Raw genomic sequence first — 18,505 nt, 5'->3', positions numbered from 1 at the left:
GGGCGCGACCAGCCACAACGGCCCCGCAGCCTAGAACCGGCAGTCGGTCCCGAGCTCTTAGTACTGCTCGGTCTCGACGAACCCGGCGTCTGCGTCGTCGTCCGCGCCGAAGGCATCCGCGGCGGCGGTCGGGTCGAATCCGGGCGGGCTGTCCTTCAGGGCCAGGCCCATGCCGGCCAGCTTCGCCTTGACCTCGTCGATGGACTTCGCACCGAAGTTGCGAATGTCCAGGAGGTCGGCCTCGGAACGAGCCACGAGCTCACCCACGGAGTGGATGCCCTCGCGCTTGAGGCAGTTGTAGGAGCGGACGGTCAGCTCGAGTTCCTCGATGGGAAGCGCGAGGTCGGCCGCCAGGGCGGCGTCCGTCGGCGACGGACCCATGTCGATGCCCTCGGCGTCGATGTTGAGCTCACGGGCAAGCCCGAACAGCTCAACCAACGTCTTACCGGCGGAAGCCATGGCGTCACGCGGACGCATGGCCTGCTTGGTCTCGACGTCGACGATCAGCTTGTCGAAGTCGGTGCGCTGCTCAACACGCGTGGCCTCGACCTTGTACGTGACCTTGAGGACCGGCGAGTAGATCGAGTCGACCGGGATACGCCCGATCTCCTGACCGACCTGCTTGTTCTGCACGGCGGAGACGTAACCACGGCCACGCTCGACCGTGAGCTCCATCTCCAGCTTGCCCTTGCCGTTGAGCGTGGCAAGAACGAGATCCGGGTTGTGCACCTCGACACCGGCCGGCGGCGCGATGTCGGCGGCGGTCACCAGACCCGGCCCCTGCTTGCGCAGGTACATCACCACAGGCTCGTCGTGCTCACTGCTCACGACCAGCTGCTTGATGTTGAGGATCAGGTCGGTGACGTCCTCCTTGACGCCCGGCACGGTGGTGAACTCGTGCAGGACACCGTCGATACGGATGCTCGTGACAGCAGCACCGGGAATCGACGACAGGAGCGTACGACGCAGGGAGTTGCCGAGGGTGTAACCGAAGCCCGGCTCCAGCGGCTCGATCACGAACCGGGAGCGGAATTCGTCGACGACCTCTTCAGTCAACGAGGGACGCTGAGCGATCAGCATGTGTGGATCCTTTTTTCGTGGACGCCCGCTATTTGACGCCCGACGGAACCGCGCCAACCAGAGCGCGGGTTACTGCAAGGGTACGGGCGATACGGCCCTTTTACGGAGCCGTACCGCCCGGCTGTTACACGTGGGGGCCAACCCCCACACCCCCGGCCGAAAAGCCCGGAGGCGCAGCAAGCCCTTAAGTCGCTGGCGTCAGACGCGACGACGCTTGGGCGGACGGCAGCCGTTGTGCGGGGTGGGCGTGACGTCCTGGATGGAGCCGACCTCAAGACCGGTCGCCTGAAGCGAACGGATGGCGGTCTCACGACCCGAACCCGGGCCCTTGACGAACACATCCACCTTGCGCATGCCGTGCTCCTGCGCGCGACGGGCGGCCGACTCGGCGGCCATCTGCGCGGCGAAGGGAGTCGACTTACGCGAGCCCTTGAAGCCGACGTGGCCGGCGGAGGCCCAGGAGATCACGTTGCCGGTCGGGTCGGTGATCGAAACGATGGTGTTGTTGAACGTGCTCTTGATGTGCGCGTGGCCGTGAGCGACGTTCTTCTTTTCCTTGCGGCGCACCTTCTTGGCAGCGCCCTGACGTCCCTTGGGGGGCATCTATTTCTCCTACGGGGAGGTGGTCGGTCCTACAGCGAAGACCGCTGGACGGCGAAGTCCGCTGCGGACTACTTCTTGCCCGGCTTCTTCTTACCGGCGATGGCGCGACGCGGACCCTTGCGGGTACGGGCGTTGGTGCTGGTGCGCTGACCGTGGACGGGCAGGCCACGACGGTGACGCAGACCCTGGTAGCAGCCGATCTCCACCTTGCGGCGAATGTCGGCCTGAACCTCACGACGGAGGTCACCCTCGGTCTTGATGTTGTTGTCCACGTACTCGCGGATCTTGACCAGCTCCTCCTCGGAGAGGTCGCGAACGCGGGTGTTCGGGTTGACGCCGGTCTCGGCCAGCGTCTTCTGCGAGAGGGTCCGGCCAATGCCGAACACGTAGGTGAGGGCAACCTCCACGCGCTTTTCGCGCGGGATGTCAACACCGGAAACGCGTGCCATTCAATGGCTCCAGTTGTCGTTCGGAGGTCTTCCACAGAACCGGCTCTCAGCCGCCGTACCAGGTACGAACTGAGTCCCCGGCCTCCGACCGGGGGTATCAGGCGATCGCTCGCCCGGGTCCTGCGTATGAACATGTACTACTTGCGTCGCGCGAAGTCTGCGGATGCAGAAGGTTGGTCGTGCGTCAGCCCTGGCGCTGCTTGTGGCGCGGGTTTTCGCAGATGACCATGACCCGACCGTGACGGCGGATCACCCTGCACTTGTCGCAGATCTTCTTGACGCTCGGCTTGACCTTCATTAGGTGAGGTTCTCCGGGTCAGTGCCACCACCCCGCGGGAGCGGGGCACAGGCAAGATCTACTTGTACCGGTAGACGATCCGGCCACGTGTCAGGTCGTACGGAGACAGCTCCACCACGACCCGGTCGTCAGGGAGGATGCGGATGTAGTGCATACGCATCTTGCCGCTGATGTGTGCCAGGACCTGGTGGCCGTTCTGGAGCTCGACCTTGAACATGGCGTTCGGAAGAGACTCGACGACAGTGCCCTCGATCTCGATGGCACCTTGCTTCTTGGCCACGCTTCGCCCTTCGAATCGACTACCTTGATCGGCTCCAACAACCGCATGCAGACATGCGGGTACACAAGAGCCGACGAGTCAGTCTACGTCAGGGCCATCAGAAACACGAATTGAGAGCCTGCCCAAGCAGGAAGATCCTTAAGCGGACGGACGGCGGGCGCCTGTTTTACGGCTCGGCGGGGGCGCCCCTTTAGGGGCGCGGGGCTGTGTCGATTTGCGGCTCCGCGCGATGGGGGTCCCCCCGCTCGAGCGAAGTCGAGAGTGGGGGAGCGACAAGCCACAACGAACCCGCACCGAGCCGCAACCGGTCCCACCCACCAGGCGGTCCCCACCCACCCGTTGTTTCCCGCCCACCTTCTTCTCCCCCGCCCACCCCTCGCGGGGGGCCTGGGGCCGCAGCCCTCAGTTTCGGGAAGGGGCGGGCCTGGGGAAAGAAACCCCTCCGTCACCCCAGCGGATCAGGCGCAGCCACAACCCCATACTCGGCAAGCTTCGCCTTACCCCCGTCCGGAGCCGTCAGCACAAGCGGCCCCGCCTCCGTCAGAGCAACCGAGTGCTCCCAGTGGGACGACCACGTCCCATCCGTGGTGATGACCGTCCAGTCATCCGAGAGAACCTCGGTCTTAGCCGTCCCCAAGGACACCATCGGCTCAATGGCCAGACAGAACCCCGGCACAAGCTTCGGCCCCCGCCCCCGCTTCCGCTCGACATAGTTCAAGAGATGCGGATCCATGTGCATCTCCGTACCGATGCCATGCCCCCCATAGTCCTCAATGATCCCGTACCGCCCACCCCCCGGCTTGGGCTGCCGCCGGATATACGTCTCTATGGCCCGGGACACATCAACAAGCCGATGCCCCACCTTCATCGCAGCGATCCCCGCCCACATCGACTCCTCGGTCACCCGAGAAAGCTCAACGAGCTCGGGCGCATGCCCACTCCCCACAAACGCGGTGTAGGCGGCATCCCCATGCCACCCATCCACAATCGCCCCCGCGTCGATGGAGATGATGTCGCCGTCTTTCAGAACGACGTCGTCACTGGGAATCCCATGAACGACGACCTCGTTCGCGGAGGTGCAGATCGTCGCGGGAAACCCTCCGTACCCCAGAAAGTTCGACTTGGCCCCATGCTCGTCCAGCACCTTGCGAGCAACGTCGTCAAGATCCTTGGTCGTGGCCCCGGGCACGGCCGCTTCACGCGTCGCCTTATGGATGGCGGCAACAACAAGCCCCGCCTCACGCATCTTGGCGATCTGCTCGGGCGTCTTGATCTGCACCATGGGGGGCCTGCGCTCTCCGTCTTCTGTGCCACAAACTGGGCGGCGTCACAAAGTTACGTACACAACAGTACGGCCGCGGTCCCCGGAGGGGGCACCGCGGCCGAACCAACAAGACACACGACTACGCGCTCTCGTCACCCTCAGAGCTCTCGTCGTCCCCACGCTTCAGCGCGTCCATCGCCCGCCGCGTGACCTCGTCCACCTTGCCGAGCGCCGAGATCGTCACGACCAGGCCCTGGGCCCGGTAGTAGTCGATGATCGGCTCGGTCTGCGTGTGGTAGACCTCCAGCCGCTTGCGGACGGTCTCCTCGGAGTCGTCGCCACGCTGGTACAGCTCGCCGCCGCAGACGTCACAGACGTCCTGCTTCTTCGGCGGGCTGTAGATCACGTGGAAGACGTGGCTCGAGTCCTTGCGGCAGGTGCGGCGGCCGGCGATGCGCTTGACCACCTCGTCCTCGGGGACCTCCAGGTCCAGCACCGCGTCCAGCTCCACACCGTCGGCCTTCAGCGCCTGGTCCAGCGCCTCGGCCTGCGAGACGTTCCGCGGGAAGCCGTCCAGCAGGAAGCCGTTCTCGGCGTCCGGCTGCTCCATGCGGTCCCGGGCCATCCCGATCGTGACCTCGTCCGGTACCAGGTTCCCCGCCTCGATGTACGACTTGGCGAGTTTCCCGAGTTCCGTCTTCTGGCTGATGTTGGAGCGGAAGAGGTCGCCCGTGGAGATGTGCGGGATCGACAGATTCTTGGCAAGAAACGCGGCCTGCGTTCCCTTGCCCGCACCAGGGGGCCCAACGAGGACGATTCGCATCAGCGGAGGAACCCTTCGTAATTGCGCTGCTGGAGCTGGCTCTCGATCTGCTTCACCGTCTCCAGACCCACACCCACGATGATCAGGATGCTGGTACCGCCGAACGGGAAGTTCTGGTTTGCCCCGAACCCGGAAAACGCCATCGTCGGGACGAGAGCAATCAGACCCAGGTACAGCGAACCCGGCCAGGTGATCCGGTTGAGTACGTATCCGAGGTACTCAGCGGTCGGTCGGCCAGCCCGGATGCCCGGGATGAAGCCACCATACTTCTTCATGTTGTCCGCGACTTCCTCGGGGTTGAACGAGATCGCCACGTAGAAGAACGCGAAGAAAATGATCAGGAAGAAATAGAGGGTGAGGTGCGCCGGAGCGTCCGTTGCCGCAAGATTCTTCTCGATCCAGGTCTTCCAGCCGGAAGTTCCACCGGCGAACTGAGCGATCAACGCCGGGATGTAGAGCAGCGACGAGGCGAAGATCACAGGGATGATGCCCGCCTGGTTGACCTTCAGCGGGATGTACGTCGACGTGCCGCCGTAGGAGCGGCGGCCGATCATGCGCTTCGCGTACTGGACCGGGATACGGCGCTGGGCCTGCTCGACGAAGACCACGAGCCCGACCATGACGAAGCCGACGGCGACCACGATGCCGAATTCGATCCAGCCGCCGGCGAGGTTGCCCTGCTCCTTGATGGCCCACAGCGCGGAGGGGAAGGTGGCGGCGATCGAGATGAACATCAGGATCGACATGCCGTTGCCGATGCCGCGGTCGGTGATGAGCTCACCGAGCCACATGACGGTGGCCGTACCGGCGGTCATGGTGATGACCATGGTCATCGTCACGAAGATCGACTGGTCGGGCACGATCTGCGTGGCGACGGGGCAGCCCTGGAACAGCGCGCCCGTGCGGGCGGTGGCCACCAGGCCGGTGCCCTGGAGGACGGCCAGTGCCACGGTGAGATAACGGGTGTACTGCGTGATCTTCGCCGTGCCGGCCTGGCCCTCCTTCTTGAGGGCTTCCAGACGCGGGATCACCACGGTCAGCAGCTGCAGAATGATGCTCGCCGTGATGTACGGCATGATGCCGAGCGCGAAGACCGTGATCTGCAGCAGAGCGCCACCGCTGAACATGTTGACCAGGCCCAGCAGGCCCTGGCTCGCGTTGGCGTTGTCGATACAGGTCTGGACGTTCCTGTAGTCCACGCCCGGGATCGGGATATGCGTACCGATCCGGTAGATCACGATGATGCCGAGCGTGAAGAGCAGCTTCTTGCGCAGGTCGGGCGTCTTGAACGCCCGGGCGAACGCGGTGAGCACGGTGCCTCCTGCGACCCCCGCGCAACTGCGTCAGAGGTGACGGTCTTGAGGTTCGACGAGTAAACGGACAGCTAACTAACAGTCAGGAGCCGCCTGAAGTTCCCAGCGGGCACACCAGGCGAAAATGAGCAGTGCTGGCCACCATACCCGCGGCACAGCTTTCCTTGGAACGACCAACCGGGGATGCCCCATTTGTGGGGCATCCCCGGTCGGGTGCGCTCAAGTCATCGAGGCGTCCGTGGAGTTCAGACGAGCTCGGTGACGGTACCGCCGGCGGCGGTGATCTTCTCCTTGGCGGAGCCGGAGGCGGCGTCAACCGTCACCTGCAGCGCCACGGAGATCTCGCCCTGGCCGAGGACCTTGACAAGGCTGTTCTTGCGAACGGCGCCCTTGGCGACCAGATCGGCCACCGTGACCTCGCCGCCCTCGGGGTAGAGGGAGGCCAGCTTGTCGAGGTTCACGACCTGGTACTCGGTCTTGAACGGGTTCCTGAAGCCCTTCAGCTTCGGGAGCCGCATGTGGAGGGGCATCTGCCCACCCTCGAAGCGCTCCGGAACCTGGTAGCGGGCCTTCGTGCCCTTGGTACCACGACCGGCCGTCTTACCCTTCGAGGCCTCACCACGACCGACACGGGTCTTGGCGGTCTTGGCGCCCGGGGCGGGACGGAGGTTGTGGATCTTGAGCGGGTTCTGCTCCGCCATGATCAGTCGACCTCCTCGACCGTCACGAGGTGGCGGACGGTGTGCACCATGCCGCGGAACTCGGGGCGGTCCTCCTTGACGACCACGTCGTTGATCCTCTTCAGACCAAGCGAACGCAGCGTGTCACGGTGGTTCTGCTTACTGCCGATGTACGACTTCGTCTGCGTGATCTTGAGCTGAGCCATTACGCAGCACCAGCCCCGGCACGCGCACGCAGCAGAGCCGCGGGAGCGACGTCCTCGAGGGGCAGACCGCGGCGGGCCGCGATCTCCTCGGGACGCTGCAGACCCTTCAGGGCTGCCACGGTCGCGTGCACGATGTTGATCGCGTTCGACGAGCCGAGCGACTTCGACAGGATGTCGTGAACACCGGCGCACTCGAGCACGGCACGCACCGGGCCACCGGCGATAACACCGGTACCGGGGGAAGCCGGCTTGAGCAGGACGACGCCCGCGGCCTTCTCGCCCGTGATCGGGTGCGGGATGGTGCCCTGGATACGGGGGACCTTGAAGAAGTGCTTCTTGGCCTCCTCGACACCCTTGGCGATGGCGGCCGGCACCTCCTTGGCCTTGCCGTAACCGACACCGACGGTGCCATCGCCATCGCCCACTACGACGAGCGCAGTGAAGCTGAAGCGACGACCACCCTTCACAACCTTGGCGACGCGGTTGATCGCGACGACGCGCTCAACGTACGCGGTCTTCTCGGCGGCAGCTGCGCCGCCGTCACGGCCCTTCCGGTCCCGCCGCTCGCCGCCACCGGCACCGCTTCCGCGGCGCTGGGGTCCAGCCATTGGATTTACCTCTCTCTGTTTCCGCTAGCTACGGCAGGCTCAGAACTTGAGCCCGGCTTCGCGGGCGGCGTCCGCCAGGGCGGCGATGCGCCCGGCGTACTGGTTGCCACCACGGTCGAACACGACGGCCTCGACGCCCGCGGCCTTCGCACGCTCGGCGACCAGGGCGCCGACCTGCTTGGCCTGCGTGGACTTGTCGCCCTCGGCACCGCGGATCGAGGTGTCCAGGGTGGACGCCGACGCAAGGGTGTGCCCCTTGAGGTCGTCGATCACCTGGGCCACGATGTGGCGGTTCGAGCGCGTCACGACCAGGCGGGGACGCTCAGCCGTACCCGAGACCTTCTTACGGATCCGGATGTGACGCCGCTTGATGGCAGCACGCTTGTAGGCGTCGCCCTTGGCGATCTTCTGCCCGTATGCCATGGCTTACTTACCCGCCTTTCCGACCTTGCGGCGGATGACTTCGCCCTCGTACTTGACACCCTTGGCCTTGTACGGGTCGGGCTTGCGCAGCTTGCGGATGTTGGCCGCAACCTCGCCGACCTTCTGCTTGTCGATGCCCTCGACCGAGAACCGCGTCGGGTTCTCGACCTTGAAGGTGATGCCCTCAGGGGCCTCGACCAGGATCGGGTGGCTGTAGCCGAGCGAGAACTCCAGGTTGGAACCCTTGGCCAGGACTCGGTAACCGACACCGCTGATCTCGAGCTTCTTCACGTAACCCGTGGTCACGCCGGTGATCATGTTCGCCACCAGCGTGCGGGACAGGCCGTGCAGGGCCTTGTTCTGACGCTCGTCGTTCGGGCGGGTGACATTGAGAATGCCGTCCTCGCCCTTAGCGATCTCGATCGGTGCCGCAATGGTGTGGGAGAGGGAGCCCTTGGGGCCCTTCACCTGGACCGTACGGCCATCGATGGTGACGTCCACGCCGGCGGGAACCGTGATGGGGAGCTTGCCAATGCGCGACATAGCTGTTTCCTCCGTTCCCTTCCGCTACCAGACGTAGGCGAGGACTTCTCCGCCTACGCCCTTCTTGCCGGCCTGCTTGTCGGTGAGGAGCCCATGGGACGTGGAGATGATCGCCACGCCCAGGCCGCCGAGCACCTTCGGCAGGTTGGTGGACTTCGCGTACACCCGGAGACCGGGCTTGGAGATCCGCTTGATGCCCGCGATGGAGCGCTCACGGTTCGGGCCGAACTTCAGCTCGAGAACGAGGTTCTTGCCGACCTCGGCGTCCTCGACCTTCCAGCCCGTGATGAAGCCCTCCTGCTGGAGGATCTCCGCGATGTGCGACTTGATCTTGCTGTGCGGCATAGCCACGGTGTCGTGGTACGCCGAGTTCGCGTTACGCAGACGCGTCAGCATGTCTGCGATCGGATCAGTCATGGTCATGAATTGGCCTTCGGCCTCTCTCGCCGGGGTTTCCTGGTGCGCCATCCCTCTCCCCGATCCGAGACGGGACGGGTGCGGCGCGGTGGACCTACGGCGTAGTAAGTCGTACGGGCGTCAGGCGCCCAACCCTCCAAGCCTAAGCCATGGAGAGGTGGGCCCCTGACCGAGCCCTTTACTTACCGAGAGTCCTGAAATCCCCTATTTGGGAATTACCAGGAGCTCTTGGTCACGCCCGGCAGCTCGCCACGGTGAGCCATCTCACGAAGGCACACGCGGCAGAGGCCGAACTTGCGGTACACGGAATGCGGACGACCGCAGCGCTGGCAGCGGGTGTACGCGCGCACACCGAACTTGGGCTTGCGGGCAGCCTTAGCGATCAGAGCCTTCTTCGCCATCTCGCTCACGCCTCCTTGAAGGGGAAGCCGAGGTGACGAAGGAGCGCGCGGCCCTCAGCGTCGTTGGTCGCCGTGGTGACCACGGTGATGTCCATACCCCGGACGCGGTCGATCTTGTCCTGGTCGATCTCGTGGAACATGACCTGCTCCGTGAGACCGAAGGTGTAGTTGCCACGGCCGTCGAACTGCTTGGGGGACAGACCACGGAAGTCGCGGATGCGCGGAAGCGCGAGCGACAGGGTGCGGTCCAGGAACTCCCACATGCGGTCGCCACGGAGCGTGACGTGGGCACCGATCGGCTGGCCCTCACGCAGCTTGAACTGCGCGATGGACTTACGGGCCTTGGTGACGGCCGGCTTCTGACCGGTGATCGTGGTGAGGTCGCGGATGGCGCCCTCGATCAGCTTGGAGTCGCGGGCGGCGTCGCCCACACCCATGTTGACCACGATCTTGACGAGGCCGGGGATCTGCATGACGTTCTCGTACTTGAACTCGTCACGCAGCTTGCCCGCGATCTCCTCGCGGTACTTCTGCTTCAGACGCGGGCTGGTGGTGGTAGTCATCAGATGTCCTCACCCGTCCGCTTGGCAACGCGGATCTTGTTGCCTTCGTCGTCGAAGCGGTAACCGACGCGGGTCACGACCTTGTTGCCGTCCTTCTCCACGACCAGCTGGACGTTGGAGACGTGGATCGGCGCCTCGGTGGTGACGATGCCGCCGGCCTGCGAACCGCGAGCCGTCGGACCGGCCTTGGTGTGCTTCTTGACCCGGTTGACACCCTCGACCAGGACACGCTCGTCGCGCGGGTAAGCGGCAATGACCTTGCCCTGCTTGCCCTTGTCCTTACCGGTGATGACCTGGACCAGGTCGCCCTTCTTGATCTTCATGCTTACAGCACCTCCGGCGCGAGCGAGATGATCTTCATGAACTTCTTCTCGCGCAGCTCCCGGCCCACGGGGCCGAAGATGCGGGTGCCGCGAGGGTCGCCGTCGTTCTTGAGAATGACAGCGGCGTTCTCGTCGAAGCGGATGTACGAGCCGTCCGGACGGCGGCGCTCCTTGACGGTGCGAACGATGACCGCCTTGACGACGTCACCCTTCTTCACGTTGCCACCGGGGATCGCGTCCTTGACGGTGGCGACGATGACGTCACCGATGCCCGCGTAGCGGCGACCGGACCCGCCGAGCACACGGATGCAAAGGATCTCCTTAGCACCAGTGTTGTCGGCGACACGCAGCCGCGACTCCTGCTGGATCACGTCTATCTCCTGTTTGTCTGCCGGTTCCCTCCGGGGGTTGAACCGGAGAGCCTGGCGGAACCGTCCTGCGGTTGATTACCGCAGGAATTACTTGTGCCTCAAGAGGCGAAAACCCTCGCTGGGGCTACGGACTTACGGGGCCGAGGGGCTCCCACCCCGCAAGCCCGAGGGCCTGGGGGTGGTGCCCCGTGGGCCCCGCCGGGGCCCTTCGCCCGCCCGGCCCGGGGGCCTGGGGGCGGAGCCCTCAGCGGGGGTCAGCGGGGGTGGAACCCCCGCTTGATTACTTCGCCTTCTCGAGGATCTCGACGACGCGCCAGCGCTTCGTCGCCGACAGCGGACGGGTCTCCATCAGGAGAACCCGGTCGCCAACGCCGGCGGCGTTCTGCTCGTCGTGCGCCTTGAGCTTGTTCGTACGGCGGATGACCTTGCCGTACAGCGCGTGCTTGACGCGGTCCTCGACGGCGACGACGACGGTCTTGTCCATCTTGTCGCTGACGACGAGACCCTCACGGGTCTTGCGGAAGCCGCGCGCGGCCTTCGTCTCTTCAGTCACGTTGTTCTCGCTCATCAGGCGCTCTCCACCGTTTCGATGCCCAGCTCGCGCTCACGCATCAGGGTGTAGATCCGCGCGATGTCCTTACGGACCGCCTTCAGACGGCCGTGGTTCTCGAGCTGACCGGTCGCCGCCTGGAAGCGGAGGTTGAACAGCTCTTCCTTGGCCTCGCGAAGCTTCGCAAGAAGCTCCTCGTTGCCCAGCTCGCGCAGCTCGGACGCCTTGGTACCGGCCGACATCACGCTTCACCTGCCTCGCGCCGGACAATGCGGCACTTCATCGGAAGCTTGTGAGCAGCGCGGGTAAGCGCCTCACGCGCAATCTTCTCGTTCGGGTAGGACAGCTCGAACATCACCCGACCGGGCTTGACGTTCGCGACCCACCACTCCGGGGAGCCCTTACCGGAACCCATGCGGGTCTCGGCGGGCTTCTTCGTGAGGGGACGGTCCGGGTAGATGTTGATCCAGACCTTGCCGCCACGCTTGATGTGGCGGGTCATCGCGATACGAGCGGCCTCGATCTGACGGTTCGTCACGTACGCCGGGGTCAGCGCCTGGATGCCGTACTCGCCGAACGCGACCTCAGTACCACCCTTGGCCATACCACTGCGCTTGGGGTGGTGCTGCTTACGGTGCTTGACCCTACGGGGGATCAGCATGTCGGTCAGCTCTCCTTTCCGGCAGCGCTGGGCTCGGCAGCCGCCGCCGCGGGAGCCTCGGCCTTGGGGGCCTCGGCAGCCGCCGGAGCGGACTGCTGCGGCTTACGGCCGCGACCGCCGCGCTCGCCACCACGGCCACCGCGGGCCGGGCGGTCGGCGCCGCCACCGCGGGCCGGGCGGTTACCCGCACGGGCGGCAGCGTTCTCGGCACGGACCTCGGCGATGTTCTTGACGTCGCCCTTGTAGATCCAGACCTTCACACCGATGCGGCCGAAGGTCGTCTTGGCCTCGAAGAAGCCGTAGTCGACGTTCGCGCGGAGCGTGTGCAGGGGCACGCGGCCCTCGCGGTAGAACTCCGAGCGGGACATCTCGGCGCCGCCGAGACGGCCACCACACTGGATCTTGATGCCCTTGGCGCCGGCCTTCATCGCCGACTGCATGCTCTTACGCATGGCGCGGCGGAAGGAGACACGGGAGGACAGCTGCTCGGCAACGGCCTGAGCAACCAGCTGAGCGTCCGTCTCGGGGTTCTTGACCTCGAGGATGTTCAGCTGGACCTGCTTGCCCGTGAGCTTCTCGAGGTCACCGCGGATGCGGTCGGCCTCGGCGCCACGGCGGCCGATGACGATGCCGGGACGAGCGGTGTGGATGTCCACCCGCACGCGGTCACGGGTGCGCTCGATCTCCACCTTCGAGATACCGGCGCGCTCCATGCCGGACGTCATCATCCGACGGATGGCGACGTCTTCCTTGACGTAGTCCTTGTACAGCTTGTCGGCGTACCAACGCGACTTGAAGTCGGTCGTGACACCGAGCCGGAACCCATGCGGGTTTACCTTCTGGCCCATTACCGGGTTCCTTCCTTGCTGCTGACGACCACGGTGATGTGGCTGGTCCGCTTGCGGATCCGGTAGGCGCGGCCCTGGGCACGCGGACGGAACCGCTTCAGGGTCGGGCCCTCGTCGACGTACGCCTCGGAGATGAAGAGGCTGTCGGCGTCGGTGTGGTCGTAGTTGTGCGCGGCGTTGGCAATGGCGCTGTCCAGCACCTTGCCCACCGGCACGCTCGCGGCCTGCGGGGCGAAACGCAGGACCGCCTGAGCCTCCGTGGCGTCCATGCCACGGATGAGGTCCACCACTCGGCGGGCCTTCATGGGCGTGACGCGGATGTACCGCGCCTGGGCCCTGGCTTCCATGGTTGTCCCTTCAGTGTCTGTCATGGTCATTCACCCCGCCTTAGCGGCGCTTCGACTTCCGGTCGTCCTTGACGTGACCCCGGAAGGTGCGCGTCGGCGAGAACTCGCCGAGCTTGTGGCCGACCATGGACTCGGTGACAAACACCGGGATGTGGGTCTTGCCGTTGTGCACCGCGATCGTGTGGCCCAGCATGGCCGGGACGATCATCGAGCGACGGGACCAGGTCTTGATGACGTTCTTGGAACCGGCTTCGTTCTGGGCGTCCACCTTCTTGATCAGGTGGTCGTCGACGAAGGGCCCCTTCTTGAGACTGCGCGGCATCTAAACCCGCTCCTAGCGCTTCTTGTTCGTCTTGCGGCGGCGGACGATGTACTTGTTCGAGGCCTTCTTGGGCGAACGAGTACGTCCTTCCTTCTGGCCCCAGGGGCTGACCGGGTGGCGACCACCGGAGGTCTTGCCCTCACCACCACCGTGGGGGTGGTCAACCGGGTTCATCGCCACACCGCGAACGGTCGGGCGGACGCCCAGCCAGCGCTTGCGGCCGGCCTTGCCCCAGTTGATGTTGGACTGCTCGGCGTTGCCGACCTCACCGACGGTGGCGCGGCAGCGCACGTCGACCAGGCGGATCTCACCGGACGGCATACGGAGGTGGGCCATCTGGCCCTCCTTCGCGAGCAGCTGCACGGAGGCACCGGCGGAGCGGGCGAACTTGGCGCCGCCACCGGGACGGAGCTCGATCGCGTGGATCGTGGTACCGACCGGGATGTTGCGGAGCGCCAGGTTGTTGCCGGGCTTGATGTCGGCCCCGGGACCGTTCTCCACCCGGTCGCCCTGCCGCAGGTTGCGCGGGGCGAGGATGTAGCGCTTCTCGCCGTCCGCGTAGTGCAGCAGCGCGATGCGCGCGGTGCGGTTGGGGTCGTACTCGATGTGCGCGACCTTCGCCGGCACGCCGTCCTTGTCATGGCGACGGAAGTCGATGACGCGGTAGGCGCGCTTGTGGCCACCACCCTGGTGGCGGACGGTCACACGACCGGAATTGTTACGGCCGCCCTTGCTGTGCAGCGGGCGGACCAGCGACTTCTCCGGCGTGGACCGCGTGACCTCGACGAAGTCGGCGACGCTGGAGCCACGGCGGCCCGGCGTAGTCGGCTTGTACTTGCGGATTCCCATTTCTCAGTCCTCGTCCGATATCGGACCAGGGCACTCCGTTAGGAGGCCTGGCCGAAGATGTCGATACGGTCGCCCTCTGCAAGGGTCACGATCGCGCGCTTGGTGTCGGCACGCTTGCCGAAACCAGTGCGGGTCCGCTTGCGCTTGCCCTGGCGGTTGATCGTGTTGACCCCGGTGACCTTGACCGAGAAGACCGACTGCACGGCCTCCTTGATCTGGGTCTTGTTGGCGCGCGGGTCGACGATGAACGTGTACTTGTTCTCGTCGAGAAGCGCGTAGCTCTTCTCGGAGACGACCGGCTTGATCAGTACGTCACGGGGGTCCGTGTACGACTTGCTCAGCGGAGTCTCGACGGTGTTCTTGCCCTCGGTGGCGTGGCGACGCGCCTTCTTGACGCGCGCCTCCTTGGCCTTCTTGGCGGCCTTCGAGGCGATGGAGGGGTGACGGATAGCCATCAGACCTCGCTCCCTTCAGTGTCGTTGGCCTTCGGGCCGGCGACGAAGGACTCGAAAGCGGCCTGGGTGAAGACCACGTCGTCCGAGACGAGAACGTCGTACGTGTTCAGCTGGCCCGGCTCCAGGATGTGCACCTGGGGCAGGTTGCGGGCGGAGAGCAGCGAGGCCTCGTCCGCGCGGTCGATCACCAGGAGCACGTTCTTGCGCTCCGAGATCTTGCCGAGCAGCGACTTGGCGGCCTTGGTGGAGATCTCGCCCTCGACCACGCCGGTGACGACGTGGATGCGGTTGTTGCGGGCCCGGTCGGTGAGGGCGTGGCGCAGGGCCGCGGCCTTCATCTTCTTCGGGGTCCGCTGCGAGTAGTCACGCGGCACGGGACCGTGCACGACGCCACCACCGGCGAACTGCGGCGCGCGGGTCGAACCCTGACGGGCGCGACCGGTGCCCTTCTGGCGGTAAGGCTTCTTGCCACCACCACGGACTTCGCCGCGGGTCTTGGTCTTGTGCGTGCCCTGGCGGGCAGCGGCCAGCTGCGCGACGACGACCTGGTGAAGCAGCGGAACGCTGACCTTCTCGACGTCGAAGATCTCCGCGGGGAGCTCGACCGTCCCGGTCTTGTCGCCTGCCGGCGAAAGGATGTCAACAGTGCTCATCGGTTACCTCAGGCCCCCTTGGCCGCGGTGCGGACCAGGACGAGGCCGCCGTTCGGACCGGGAACCGCGCCCTTGATGAGCAGCAGACCCTTCTCCGCGTCAACGGCGTGGACGGTCAGGTTCTGGGTGGTGACCCGCTCGTTGCCCATACGACCCGCCATGCGGAGGCCCTTGAACACACGGCCCGGGGTGGCGCAGCCACCGATGGAGCCGGGAGAGCGGTGCTTGCGCTGGGTGCCGTGTCCGGCGCCGAGGCCACGGAAGTTGTGGCGCTTCATGACACCGGCGAAGCCCTTGCCCTTGCTCTTGCCGGTGACGTCGACCTTCACGCCGGCCTCGAAGGTTTCGGCGGTGATCTCCTGCCCGAGCGTGTACTCGCTGGCGTCCGCGGTGCGGATCTCCACGAGGTGACGGCGGGGGGTCACGTCGGCCTTGGCGAAGTGGCCCTTGAGGGGCTTGTTCACCTTGCGCGGGTCGATCTCGCCGAAGGCGATCTGCACGGACTCGTAGCCGTCGGTGTCGTTCGTACGGACCTGGGTGACGACGTTCGGCCCGGCCTTGACGACGGTGACCGGAACAACACGGTTGTTCTCGTCCCACACCTGCGTCATACCGAGCTTCTCGCCCAGGATGCCCTTGATCTGCTTAGCCATTCTCAGATTCACCGGCCTCAGAGCTTGATCTCGATGTCGACACCGGCCGGGAGGTCGAGTCGCATCAGAGAGTCAACGGTCTTGGGCGTCGGGTCGAGGATGTCGATCAGGCGCTTGTGCGTGCGCATCTCGAAGTGCTCGCGCGAGTCCTTGTACTTGTGCGGCGACTTGATGACGCAGTACACGTTCTTCTCAGTGGGCAGCGGCACCGGGCCCGCGACCGACGCACCAGTACGCGTCACCGTCTCGACGATCTTCTTCGCCGAGGAGTCGATGACCTCGTGGTCGTAGGCCTTGAGCCGGATGCGGATCTTCTGTCCCGCCATGGCTACTCCGTAGTCCTGTCTCTCAATAAACGCTCTGGCGACTCGGAAGGTCCGCGTCTCTTTTCTCCGACCCACGCGGTCGGGCGTGTCGCTCCCTCACTGACACAGATATCCACAAGGGATTCCCTGCTAGGGGGTGCGATCATCGACCGCGGATCCGAGGGTGAGACACCCACCGGGCGCCTGGCCGGTACCCCGCTGACACTTCCCGGAAGATTCCCGTACGTCCGCCTCAGCGCTGCCCTGAGAGGCAGTTGAAGCGACGAGTACTGTGGGACTCGCTTCCAGTCCTCCCGGCGGGAGGCGCGCAGCATCGGCACTCAACCGAGCAACCCGGTTAGTCTGCCACACGGGGCGTTGCGCTGGCCAATCGAGCGGTAGAGGGTACCCCCGGAGTGACGTGCGTCAAACACGGGCTCGCACCAAGGGCCGTGTGCGTCACTCGGTAACCGCCGCTAATCCGCTCGCTCCCCGCTCCCCCGCGCTCCTACGCTGATCACGTACGGCGGTTATCACGGGGGAACGTTCATCATGCGTACGCACTATCCACGGACCCGGCATCTGCCCTGGTCGCCCGGCGCCACCGCGGACGACCTCCGGGTCACGGACCTGTCGGGGCTGCGGGGACGCGAGGTCGTCGTCACCGAAAAGCTCGACGGCGAGAACACCACGCTGTACGCCGACGGCCTGCACGCCCGCTCGCTCGACTCGGCGCACCACCCCTCGCGGGCCTGGGTCAAGGCGCTTCAGGGGCGTATCGGTCTTGGCATCCCCGAGGGCTGGCGGGTGTGCGGGGAGAACATGTACGCCCGGCATTCGATCGCGTACGAGGATCTGGAGAGCTGGTTCTACGGCTTCTCGGTGTGGGACGCCGACGGCCGCTGCCTGGACTGGGACCGGACGGTCGCGTATCTGCGCGTGCTCGGCATTCCCGTGCCGCGTGTGCTGTGGCGGGGCGTGTTCGACGAGCGCGCGCTGCGGGCGCTGCGGCTGGATGCCGTGCGGCAGGAGGGATACGTCGTACGGGTCGTCGACGCCTTCGGTGCGCGGGAGTTCGGGCAACGGGTCGCCAAGTGGGTGCGGGCCGGGCATGTGCGGACGGATACGCACTGGATGCACGCGGCCGTCGTGGAGAACGGGCTCGGGGCGAGGGCCGCCCTGTGGACGGTGCGTTCGGGGGCGGCGGTCGACGCGGATGCCTTGACGCATGCGGTGGGGCTGGCCGGTGAGGGGGACCCGGAGGCCGCCGCCCGGCTCGATCTGGTGGGGCGGTCCGGGGACGACCGGCTCGCGGGCGTGCTGGCCGCGCTGCTGCACGGAAAGCAGCGCGCACGGATCGCAGCCAAGATCGCGGCGACGGCGGGCATGCCGCTCGCACGCCGGGTCGCGGACCTCGTCGGGCTGCACCCGGCACTGCACCGGCCGTATCCGGACGAGGACCGGCGGGCCGGCCTGATACGGCTGTCGTATGCCGCCGATCTCGGTCTCCTGCACGCGGTCGCCCGGGCCACGGCGGACACGGACGAGGCACGCGAGCAGGTGGAGTGGTCGGCCCTGCACGCTGAGGACATCGACGGCCTGGACGAGGACGGGCTGCGGGAGGCCTTCGCCGGGCTGCCGGGCGACGCGGCCGTCCGCTGCCGGGCCGAGGCACGCGAGGCGTACGCGCGAGGGCGCATCCACGGTCTCGACGAGGCGGTTGCCGCCACGTGGCGCTGGCGCTCCGGCGACTTCCCGAAGCTGATCCAGACGATCGGCCCCGCGGGCAGCGGCAAGAGCACCTTCGCCCGGGGGCTCCCAGGCGTAGACACGTACATCTCCCTGGACGACCTGCGCGAAGCCCGCGGTTCACGCGCCGACCAGCGTGCGAACGCCGACGTCCTGCGCGAGGGTCTCGACCGGCTGGACACCGCCCTGGCCGCCGGAGGCACTGTGGTGTGGGACGCCACGTCCCTCAACAAGCAGCAGCGCTCGCTCGTCCACGCGATCGCCCACCGCCGCGACGCCCTGCTCACCCACGCCGTGGTCCTGGTCGACGAGGACGAGCTGATACGGCGCAACGCCCACCGCGAGCACCCGGTGCCGCCCGAGGTGCTCACCGCCCAGTTGCGCCGCTTCGGCCCGCCGTACGCGAGCGACACGCACCGCACCTGGTACATCGGAGCGAGCGGGACCATCGAGGAAGAGGTCTGAGGA

General features: G+C 66.1%; 30 protein-coding genes. 1 reads left to right on the top strand and 29 read right to left on the bottom strand.

Annotation, left to right across the window (positions count from 1 at the left end; all coding sequences use genetic code 11):
• Positions 1-57 precede the first annotated feature (57 nt).
• The 29 genes from ACQEVY_RS28385 to rpsJ all read right to left on the bottom strand — a co-directional run bounded on the left by ACQEVY_RS28385 (position 58) and on the right by rpsJ (position 16,309).
• Positions 58-1,080: a DNA-directed RNA polymerase subunit alpha gene (locus ACQEVY_RS28385; RefSeq protein WP_003966937.1), complete on the bottom strand. Its 1,023-nt coding sequence runs from the start codon at positions 1,078-1,080 to the stop codon at positions 58-60.
• Between the two features lie 198 nt (positions 1,081-1,278).
• Complete coding sequence (gene rpsK / locus ACQEVY_RS28380; protein ID WP_003948617.1) at positions 1,279-1,683, bottom strand: 30S ribosomal protein S11; 405 nt, start codon at positions 1,681-1,683, stop codon at positions 1,279-1,281.
• 68 nt (positions 1,684-1,751) lie between these two features.
• Positions 1,752-2,132, bottom strand: coding sequence for a 30S ribosomal protein S13 (gene rpsM / locus ACQEVY_RS28375; protein ID WP_119102568.1), 381 nt, complete (start codon positions 2,130-2,132; stop codon positions 1,752-1,754).
• Positions 2,133-2,316: 184 nt separating this feature from the next.
• On the bottom strand, positions 2,317-2,430 hold the full coding sequence (gene rpmJ / locus ACQEVY_RS28370) for a 50S ribosomal protein L36 (RefSeq protein WP_003998809.1): 114 nt from the start codon (positions 2,428-2,430) through the stop codon (positions 2,317-2,319).
• Between the two features lie 58 nt (positions 2,431-2,488).
• The gene (gene infA, locus ACQEVY_RS28365; RefSeq protein WP_003948620.1) at positions 2,489-2,710 is read right to left on the bottom strand and encodes a translation initiation factor IF-1; all 222 of its coding nucleotides are present in this window, start codon (positions 2,708-2,710) and stop codon (positions 2,489-2,491) included.
• 445 nt (positions 2,711-3,155) lie between these two features.
• Positions 3,156-3,992, bottom strand: a complete 837-nt coding sequence (map, locus tag ACQEVY_RS28360; protein WP_432952217.1) for a type I methionyl aminopeptidase — start codon at positions 3,990-3,992, stop codon at positions 3,156-3,158.
• A gap of 121 nt (positions 3,993-4,113) precedes the next feature.
• Positions 4,114-4,797: an adenylate kinase gene (locus ACQEVY_RS28355; RefSeq protein ID WP_328771081.1), complete on the bottom strand. Its 684-nt coding sequence runs from the start codon at positions 4,795-4,797 to the stop codon at positions 4,114-4,116.
• Positions 4,797-6,110, bottom strand: coding sequence for a preprotein translocase subunit SecY (gene secY, locus ACQEVY_RS28350; RefSeq protein ID WP_432952216.1), 1,314 nt, complete (start codon positions 6,108-6,110; stop codon positions 4,797-4,799). The genes ACQEVY_RS28355 and secY overlap by 1 nt, the downstream gene beginning before the upstream one ends.
• Positions 6,111-6,355: 245 nt before the next feature.
• Positions 6,356-6,811 (bottom strand): 50S ribosomal protein L15, encoded by a 456-nt coding sequence (gene rplO, locus ACQEVY_RS28345; protein WP_165337677.1) that lies wholly within the window; start codon positions 6,809-6,811, stop codon positions 6,356-6,358.
• Between the two features lie 2 nt (positions 6,812-6,813).
• Positions 6,814-6,996 (bottom strand): 50S ribosomal protein L30, encoded by a 183-nt coding sequence (gene rpmD / locus ACQEVY_RS28340; RefSeq protein ID WP_033319647.1) that lies wholly within the window; start codon positions 6,994-6,996, stop codon positions 6,814-6,816.
• Positions 6,996-7,604, bottom strand: a complete 609-nt coding sequence (gene rpsE, locus ACQEVY_RS28335; RefSeq protein ID WP_005481208.1) for a 30S ribosomal protein S5 — start codon at positions 7,602-7,604, stop codon at positions 6,996-6,998. The genes rpmD and rpsE overlap by 1 nt, the downstream gene beginning before the upstream one ends.
• A gap of 39 nt (positions 7,605-7,643) precedes the next feature.
• Positions 7,644-8,027 (bottom strand): 50S ribosomal protein L18, encoded by a 384-nt coding sequence (gene rplR / locus ACQEVY_RS28330; RefSeq protein WP_432952215.1) that lies wholly within the window; start codon positions 8,025-8,027, stop codon positions 7,644-7,646.
• 3 nt (positions 8,028-8,030) lie between these two features.
• On the bottom strand, positions 8,031-8,570 hold the full coding sequence (gene rplF, locus ACQEVY_RS28325; protein WP_432952214.1) for a 50S ribosomal protein L6: 540 nt from the start codon (positions 8,568-8,570) through the stop codon (positions 8,031-8,033).
• Positions 8,571-8,594: 24 nt separating this feature from the next.
• Complete coding sequence (gene rpsH, locus ACQEVY_RS28320; protein WP_015658459.1) at positions 8,595-8,993, bottom strand: 30S ribosomal protein S8; 399 nt, start codon at positions 8,991-8,993, stop codon at positions 8,595-8,597.
• A 209-nt stretch (positions 8,994-9,202) separates the two neighbouring features.
• Positions 9,203-9,388, bottom strand: coding sequence for a type Z 30S ribosomal protein S14 (locus tag ACQEVY_RS28315; RefSeq protein WP_003956452.1), 186 nt, complete (start codon positions 9,386-9,388; stop codon positions 9,203-9,205).
• 5 nt (positions 9,389-9,393) lie between these two features.
• Positions 9,394-9,951, bottom strand: a complete 558-nt coding sequence (gene rplE / locus ACQEVY_RS28310; RefSeq protein ID WP_119102577.1) for a 50S ribosomal protein L5 — start codon at positions 9,949-9,951, stop codon at positions 9,394-9,396.
• The gene (gene rplX, locus ACQEVY_RS28305) at positions 9,951-10,274 is read right to left on the bottom strand and encodes a 50S ribosomal protein L24 (protein ID WP_053674523.1); all 324 of its coding nucleotides are present in this window, start codon (positions 10,272-10,274) and stop codon (positions 9,951-9,953) included. The genes rplE and rplX overlap by 1 nt, the downstream gene beginning before the upstream one ends.
• 2 nt (positions 10,275-10,276) lie before the next feature.
• The gene (rplN, locus tag ACQEVY_RS28300) at positions 10,277-10,645 is read right to left on the bottom strand and encodes a 50S ribosomal protein L14 (RefSeq protein ID WP_003998823.1); all 369 of its coding nucleotides are present in this window, start codon (positions 10,643-10,645) and stop codon (positions 10,277-10,279) included.
• A gap of 280 nt (positions 10,646-10,925) precedes the next feature.
• Positions 10,926-11,213 (bottom strand): 30S ribosomal protein S17, encoded by a 288-nt coding sequence (rpsQ, locus tag ACQEVY_RS28295; protein ID WP_019526950.1) that lies wholly within the window; start codon positions 11,211-11,213, stop codon positions 10,926-10,928.
• Entirely contained in the window at positions 11,213-11,437 is a 225-nt protein-coding gene (gene rpmC, locus ACQEVY_RS28290; RefSeq protein ID WP_003974259.1) for a 50S ribosomal protein L29, read from the bottom strand. The genes rpsQ and rpmC overlap by 1 nt, the downstream gene beginning before the upstream one ends.
• Positions 11,437-11,856, bottom strand: a complete 420-nt coding sequence (rplP, locus tag ACQEVY_RS28285; RefSeq protein ID WP_328771077.1) for a 50S ribosomal protein L16 — start codon at positions 11,854-11,856, stop codon at positions 11,437-11,439. The genes rpmC and rplP overlap by 1 nt, the downstream gene beginning before the upstream one ends.
• Positions 11,857-11,861: 5 nt before the next feature.
• Positions 11,862-12,704: a 30S ribosomal protein S3 gene (gene rpsC / locus ACQEVY_RS28280; RefSeq protein ID WP_165261514.1), complete on the bottom strand. Its 843-nt coding sequence runs from the start codon at positions 12,702-12,704 to the stop codon at positions 11,862-11,864.
• On the bottom strand, positions 12,704-13,051 hold the full coding sequence (rplV, locus tag ACQEVY_RS28275) for a 50S ribosomal protein L22 (RefSeq protein WP_003974262.1): 348 nt from the start codon (positions 13,049-13,051) through the stop codon (positions 12,704-12,706). Before rplV ends, rpsC begins: the two co-directional genes overlap by 1 nt.
• Before the next feature lie 40 nt (positions 13,052-13,091).
• Complete coding sequence (gene rpsS, locus ACQEVY_RS28270; RefSeq protein WP_007384069.1) at positions 13,092-13,373, bottom strand: 30S ribosomal protein S19; 282 nt, start codon at positions 13,371-13,373, stop codon at positions 13,092-13,094.
• A gap of 12 nt (positions 13,374-13,385) precedes the next feature.
• Positions 13,386-14,222, bottom strand: a complete 837-nt coding sequence (gene rplB, locus ACQEVY_RS28265; protein ID WP_328771076.1) for a 50S ribosomal protein L2 — start codon at positions 14,220-14,222, stop codon at positions 13,386-13,388.
• A 38-nt stretch (positions 14,223-14,260) separates the two neighbouring features.
• Positions 14,261-14,677 (bottom strand): 50S ribosomal protein L23, encoded by a 417-nt coding sequence (rplW, locus tag ACQEVY_RS28260; protein ID WP_165337681.1) that lies wholly within the window; start codon positions 14,675-14,677, stop codon positions 14,261-14,263.
• Positions 14,677-15,330, bottom strand: coding sequence for a 50S ribosomal protein L4 (gene rplD / locus ACQEVY_RS28255; protein ID WP_432952213.1), 654 nt, complete (start codon positions 15,328-15,330; stop codon positions 14,677-14,679). The genes rplW and rplD overlap by 1 nt, the downstream gene beginning before the upstream one ends.
• 8 nt (positions 15,331-15,338) lie before the next feature.
• On the bottom strand, positions 15,339-15,983 hold the full coding sequence (gene rplC / locus ACQEVY_RS28250; RefSeq protein ID WP_181659083.1) for a 50S ribosomal protein L3: 645 nt from the start codon (positions 15,981-15,983) through the stop codon (positions 15,339-15,341).
• A 17-nt stretch (positions 15,984-16,000) separates the two neighbouring features.
• Entirely contained in the window at positions 16,001-16,309 is a 309-nt protein-coding gene (rpsJ, locus tag ACQEVY_RS28245; RefSeq protein WP_003948644.1) for a 30S ribosomal protein S10, read from the bottom strand.
• Between the two features lie 531 nt (positions 16,310-16,840).
• Here rpsJ and ACQEVY_RS28240 point away from each other — a divergent pair.
• Positions 16,841-18,502: an RNA ligase family protein gene (locus ACQEVY_RS28240; RefSeq protein WP_432952212.1), complete on the top strand. Its 1,662-nt coding sequence runs from the start codon at positions 16,841-16,843 to the stop codon at positions 18,500-18,502.
• The last annotated feature ends 3 nt before the right edge of the window (positions 18,503-18,505 follow it).

It is taken from the genome of Streptomyces sp. CA-288835 (assembly GCF_050936385.1).
Lineage (GTDB): Bacteria > Actinomycetota > Actinomycetes > Streptomycetales > Streptomycetaceae > Streptomyces.
The sequence above is the reverse complement of the archived record's forward strand: the minus strand, read 5'-3'. Positions and strand labels throughout refer to the sequence as shown.

Excerpts from the sequence above, each read along its gene's own strand:
- rpsC (WP_165261514.1), bottom strand. The coding sequence starts at position 12,704 with ATGGGCCAGAAGGTAAACCCGCATGGGTTCCGGCTCGGTGTCACGACC.
- rpmC (WP_003974259.1), bottom strand. The coding sequence starts at position 11,437 with ATGTCGGCCGGTACCAAGGCGTCCGAGCTGCGCGAGCTGGGCAACGAG.
- rplX (WP_053674523.1), bottom strand. The coding sequence starts at position 10,274 with ATGAAGATCAAGAAGGGCGACCTGGTCCAGGTCATCACCGGTAAGGAC.
- rpsE (WP_005481208.1), bottom strand. The coding sequence starts at position 7,604 with ATGGCTGGACCCCAGCGCCGCGGAAGCGGTGCCGGTGGCGGCGAGCGG.
- rpmJ (WP_003998809.1), bottom strand. The coding sequence starts at position 2,430 with ATGAAGGTCAAGCCGAGCGTCAAGAAGATCTGCGACAAGTGCAGGGTG.
- rplO (WP_165337677.1), bottom strand. The coding sequence starts at position 6,811 with ATGGCGGAGCAGAACCCGCTCAAGATCCACAACCTCCGTCCCGCCCCG.
- rpsJ (WP_003948644.1), bottom strand. The coding sequence starts at position 16,309 with ATGGCGGGACAGAAGATCCGCATCCGGCTCAAGGCCTACGACCACGAG.
- rplD (WP_432952213.1), bottom strand. The coding sequence starts at position 15,330 with ATGAGCACTGTTGACATCCTTTCGCCGGCAGGCGACAAGACCGGGACG.
- rplC (WP_181659083.1), bottom strand. The coding sequence starts at position 15,983 with ATGGCTAAGCAGATCAAGGGCATCCTGGGCGAGAAGCTCGGTATGACG.
- rplV (WP_003974262.1), bottom strand. The coding sequence starts at position 13,051 with ATGGAAGCCAGGGCCCAGGCGCGGTACATCCGCGTCACGCCCATGAAG.
- rplE (WP_119102577.1), bottom strand. The coding sequence starts at position 9,951 with ATGACTACCACCACCAGCCCGCGTCTGAAGCAGAAGTACCGCGAGGAG.
- rpsH (WP_015658459.1), bottom strand. The coding sequence starts at position 8,993 with ATGACCATGACTGATCCGATCGCAGACATGCTGACGCGTCTGCGTAAC.
- rpsM (WP_119102568.1), bottom strand. The coding sequence starts at position 2,132 with ATGGCACGCGTTTCCGGTGTTGACATCCCGCGCGAAAAGCGCGTGGAG.
- ACQEVY_RS28315 (WP_003956452.1), bottom strand. The coding sequence starts at position 9,388 with ATGGCGAAGAAGGCTCTGATCGCTAAGGCTGCCCGCAAGCCCAAGTTC.
- rpsQ (WP_019526950.1), bottom strand. The coding sequence starts at position 11,213 with ATGAGCGAGAACAACGTGACTGAAGAGACGAAGGCCGCGCGCGGCTTC.
- rpsK (WP_003948617.1), bottom strand. The coding sequence starts at position 1,683 with ATGCCCCCCAAGGGACGTCAGGGCGCTGCCAAGAAGGTGCGCCGCAAG.
- ACQEVY_RS28240 (WP_432952212.1), top strand. The coding sequence starts at position 16,841 with ATGCGTACGCACTATCCACGGACCCGGCATCTGCCCTGGTCGCCCGGC.
- rpsS (WP_007384069.1), bottom strand. The coding sequence starts at position 13,373 with ATGCCGCGCAGTCTCAAGAAGGGGCCCTTCGTCGACGACCACCTGATC.
- rpmD (WP_033319647.1), bottom strand. The coding sequence starts at position 6,996 with ATGGCTCAGCTCAAGATCACGCAGACGAAGTCGTACATCGGCAGTAAG.
- rplP (WP_328771077.1), bottom strand. The coding sequence starts at position 11,856 with ATGCTGATCCCCCGTAGGGTCAAGCACCGTAAGCAGCACCACCCCAAG.
- rplB (WP_328771076.1), bottom strand. The coding sequence starts at position 14,222 with ATGGGAATCCGCAAGTACAAGCCGACTACGCCGGGCCGCCGTGGCTCC.
- ACQEVY_RS28385 (WP_003966937.1), bottom strand. The coding sequence starts at position 1,080 with ATGCTGATCGCTCAGCGTCCCTCGTTGACTGAAGAGGTCGTCGACGAA.
- rplW (WP_165337681.1), bottom strand. The coding sequence starts at position 14,677 with ATGGCTATCCGTCACCCCTCCATCGCCTCGAAGGCCGCCAAGAAGGCC.
- ACQEVY_RS28355 (WP_328771081.1), bottom strand. The coding sequence starts at position 4,797 with ATGCGAATCGTCCTCGTTGGGCCCCCTGGTGCGGGCAAGGGAACGCAG.
- map (WP_432952217.1), bottom strand. The coding sequence starts at position 3,992 with ATGGTGCAGATCAAGACGCCCGAGCAGATCGCCAAGATGCGTGAGGCG.
- rplF (WP_432952214.1), bottom strand. The coding sequence starts at position 8,570 with ATGTCGCGCATTGGCAAGCTCCCCATCACGGTTCCCGCCGGCGTGGAC.
- rplR (WP_432952215.1), bottom strand. The coding sequence starts at position 8,027 with ATGGCATACGGGCAGAAGATCGCCAAGGGCGACGCCTACAAGCGTGCT.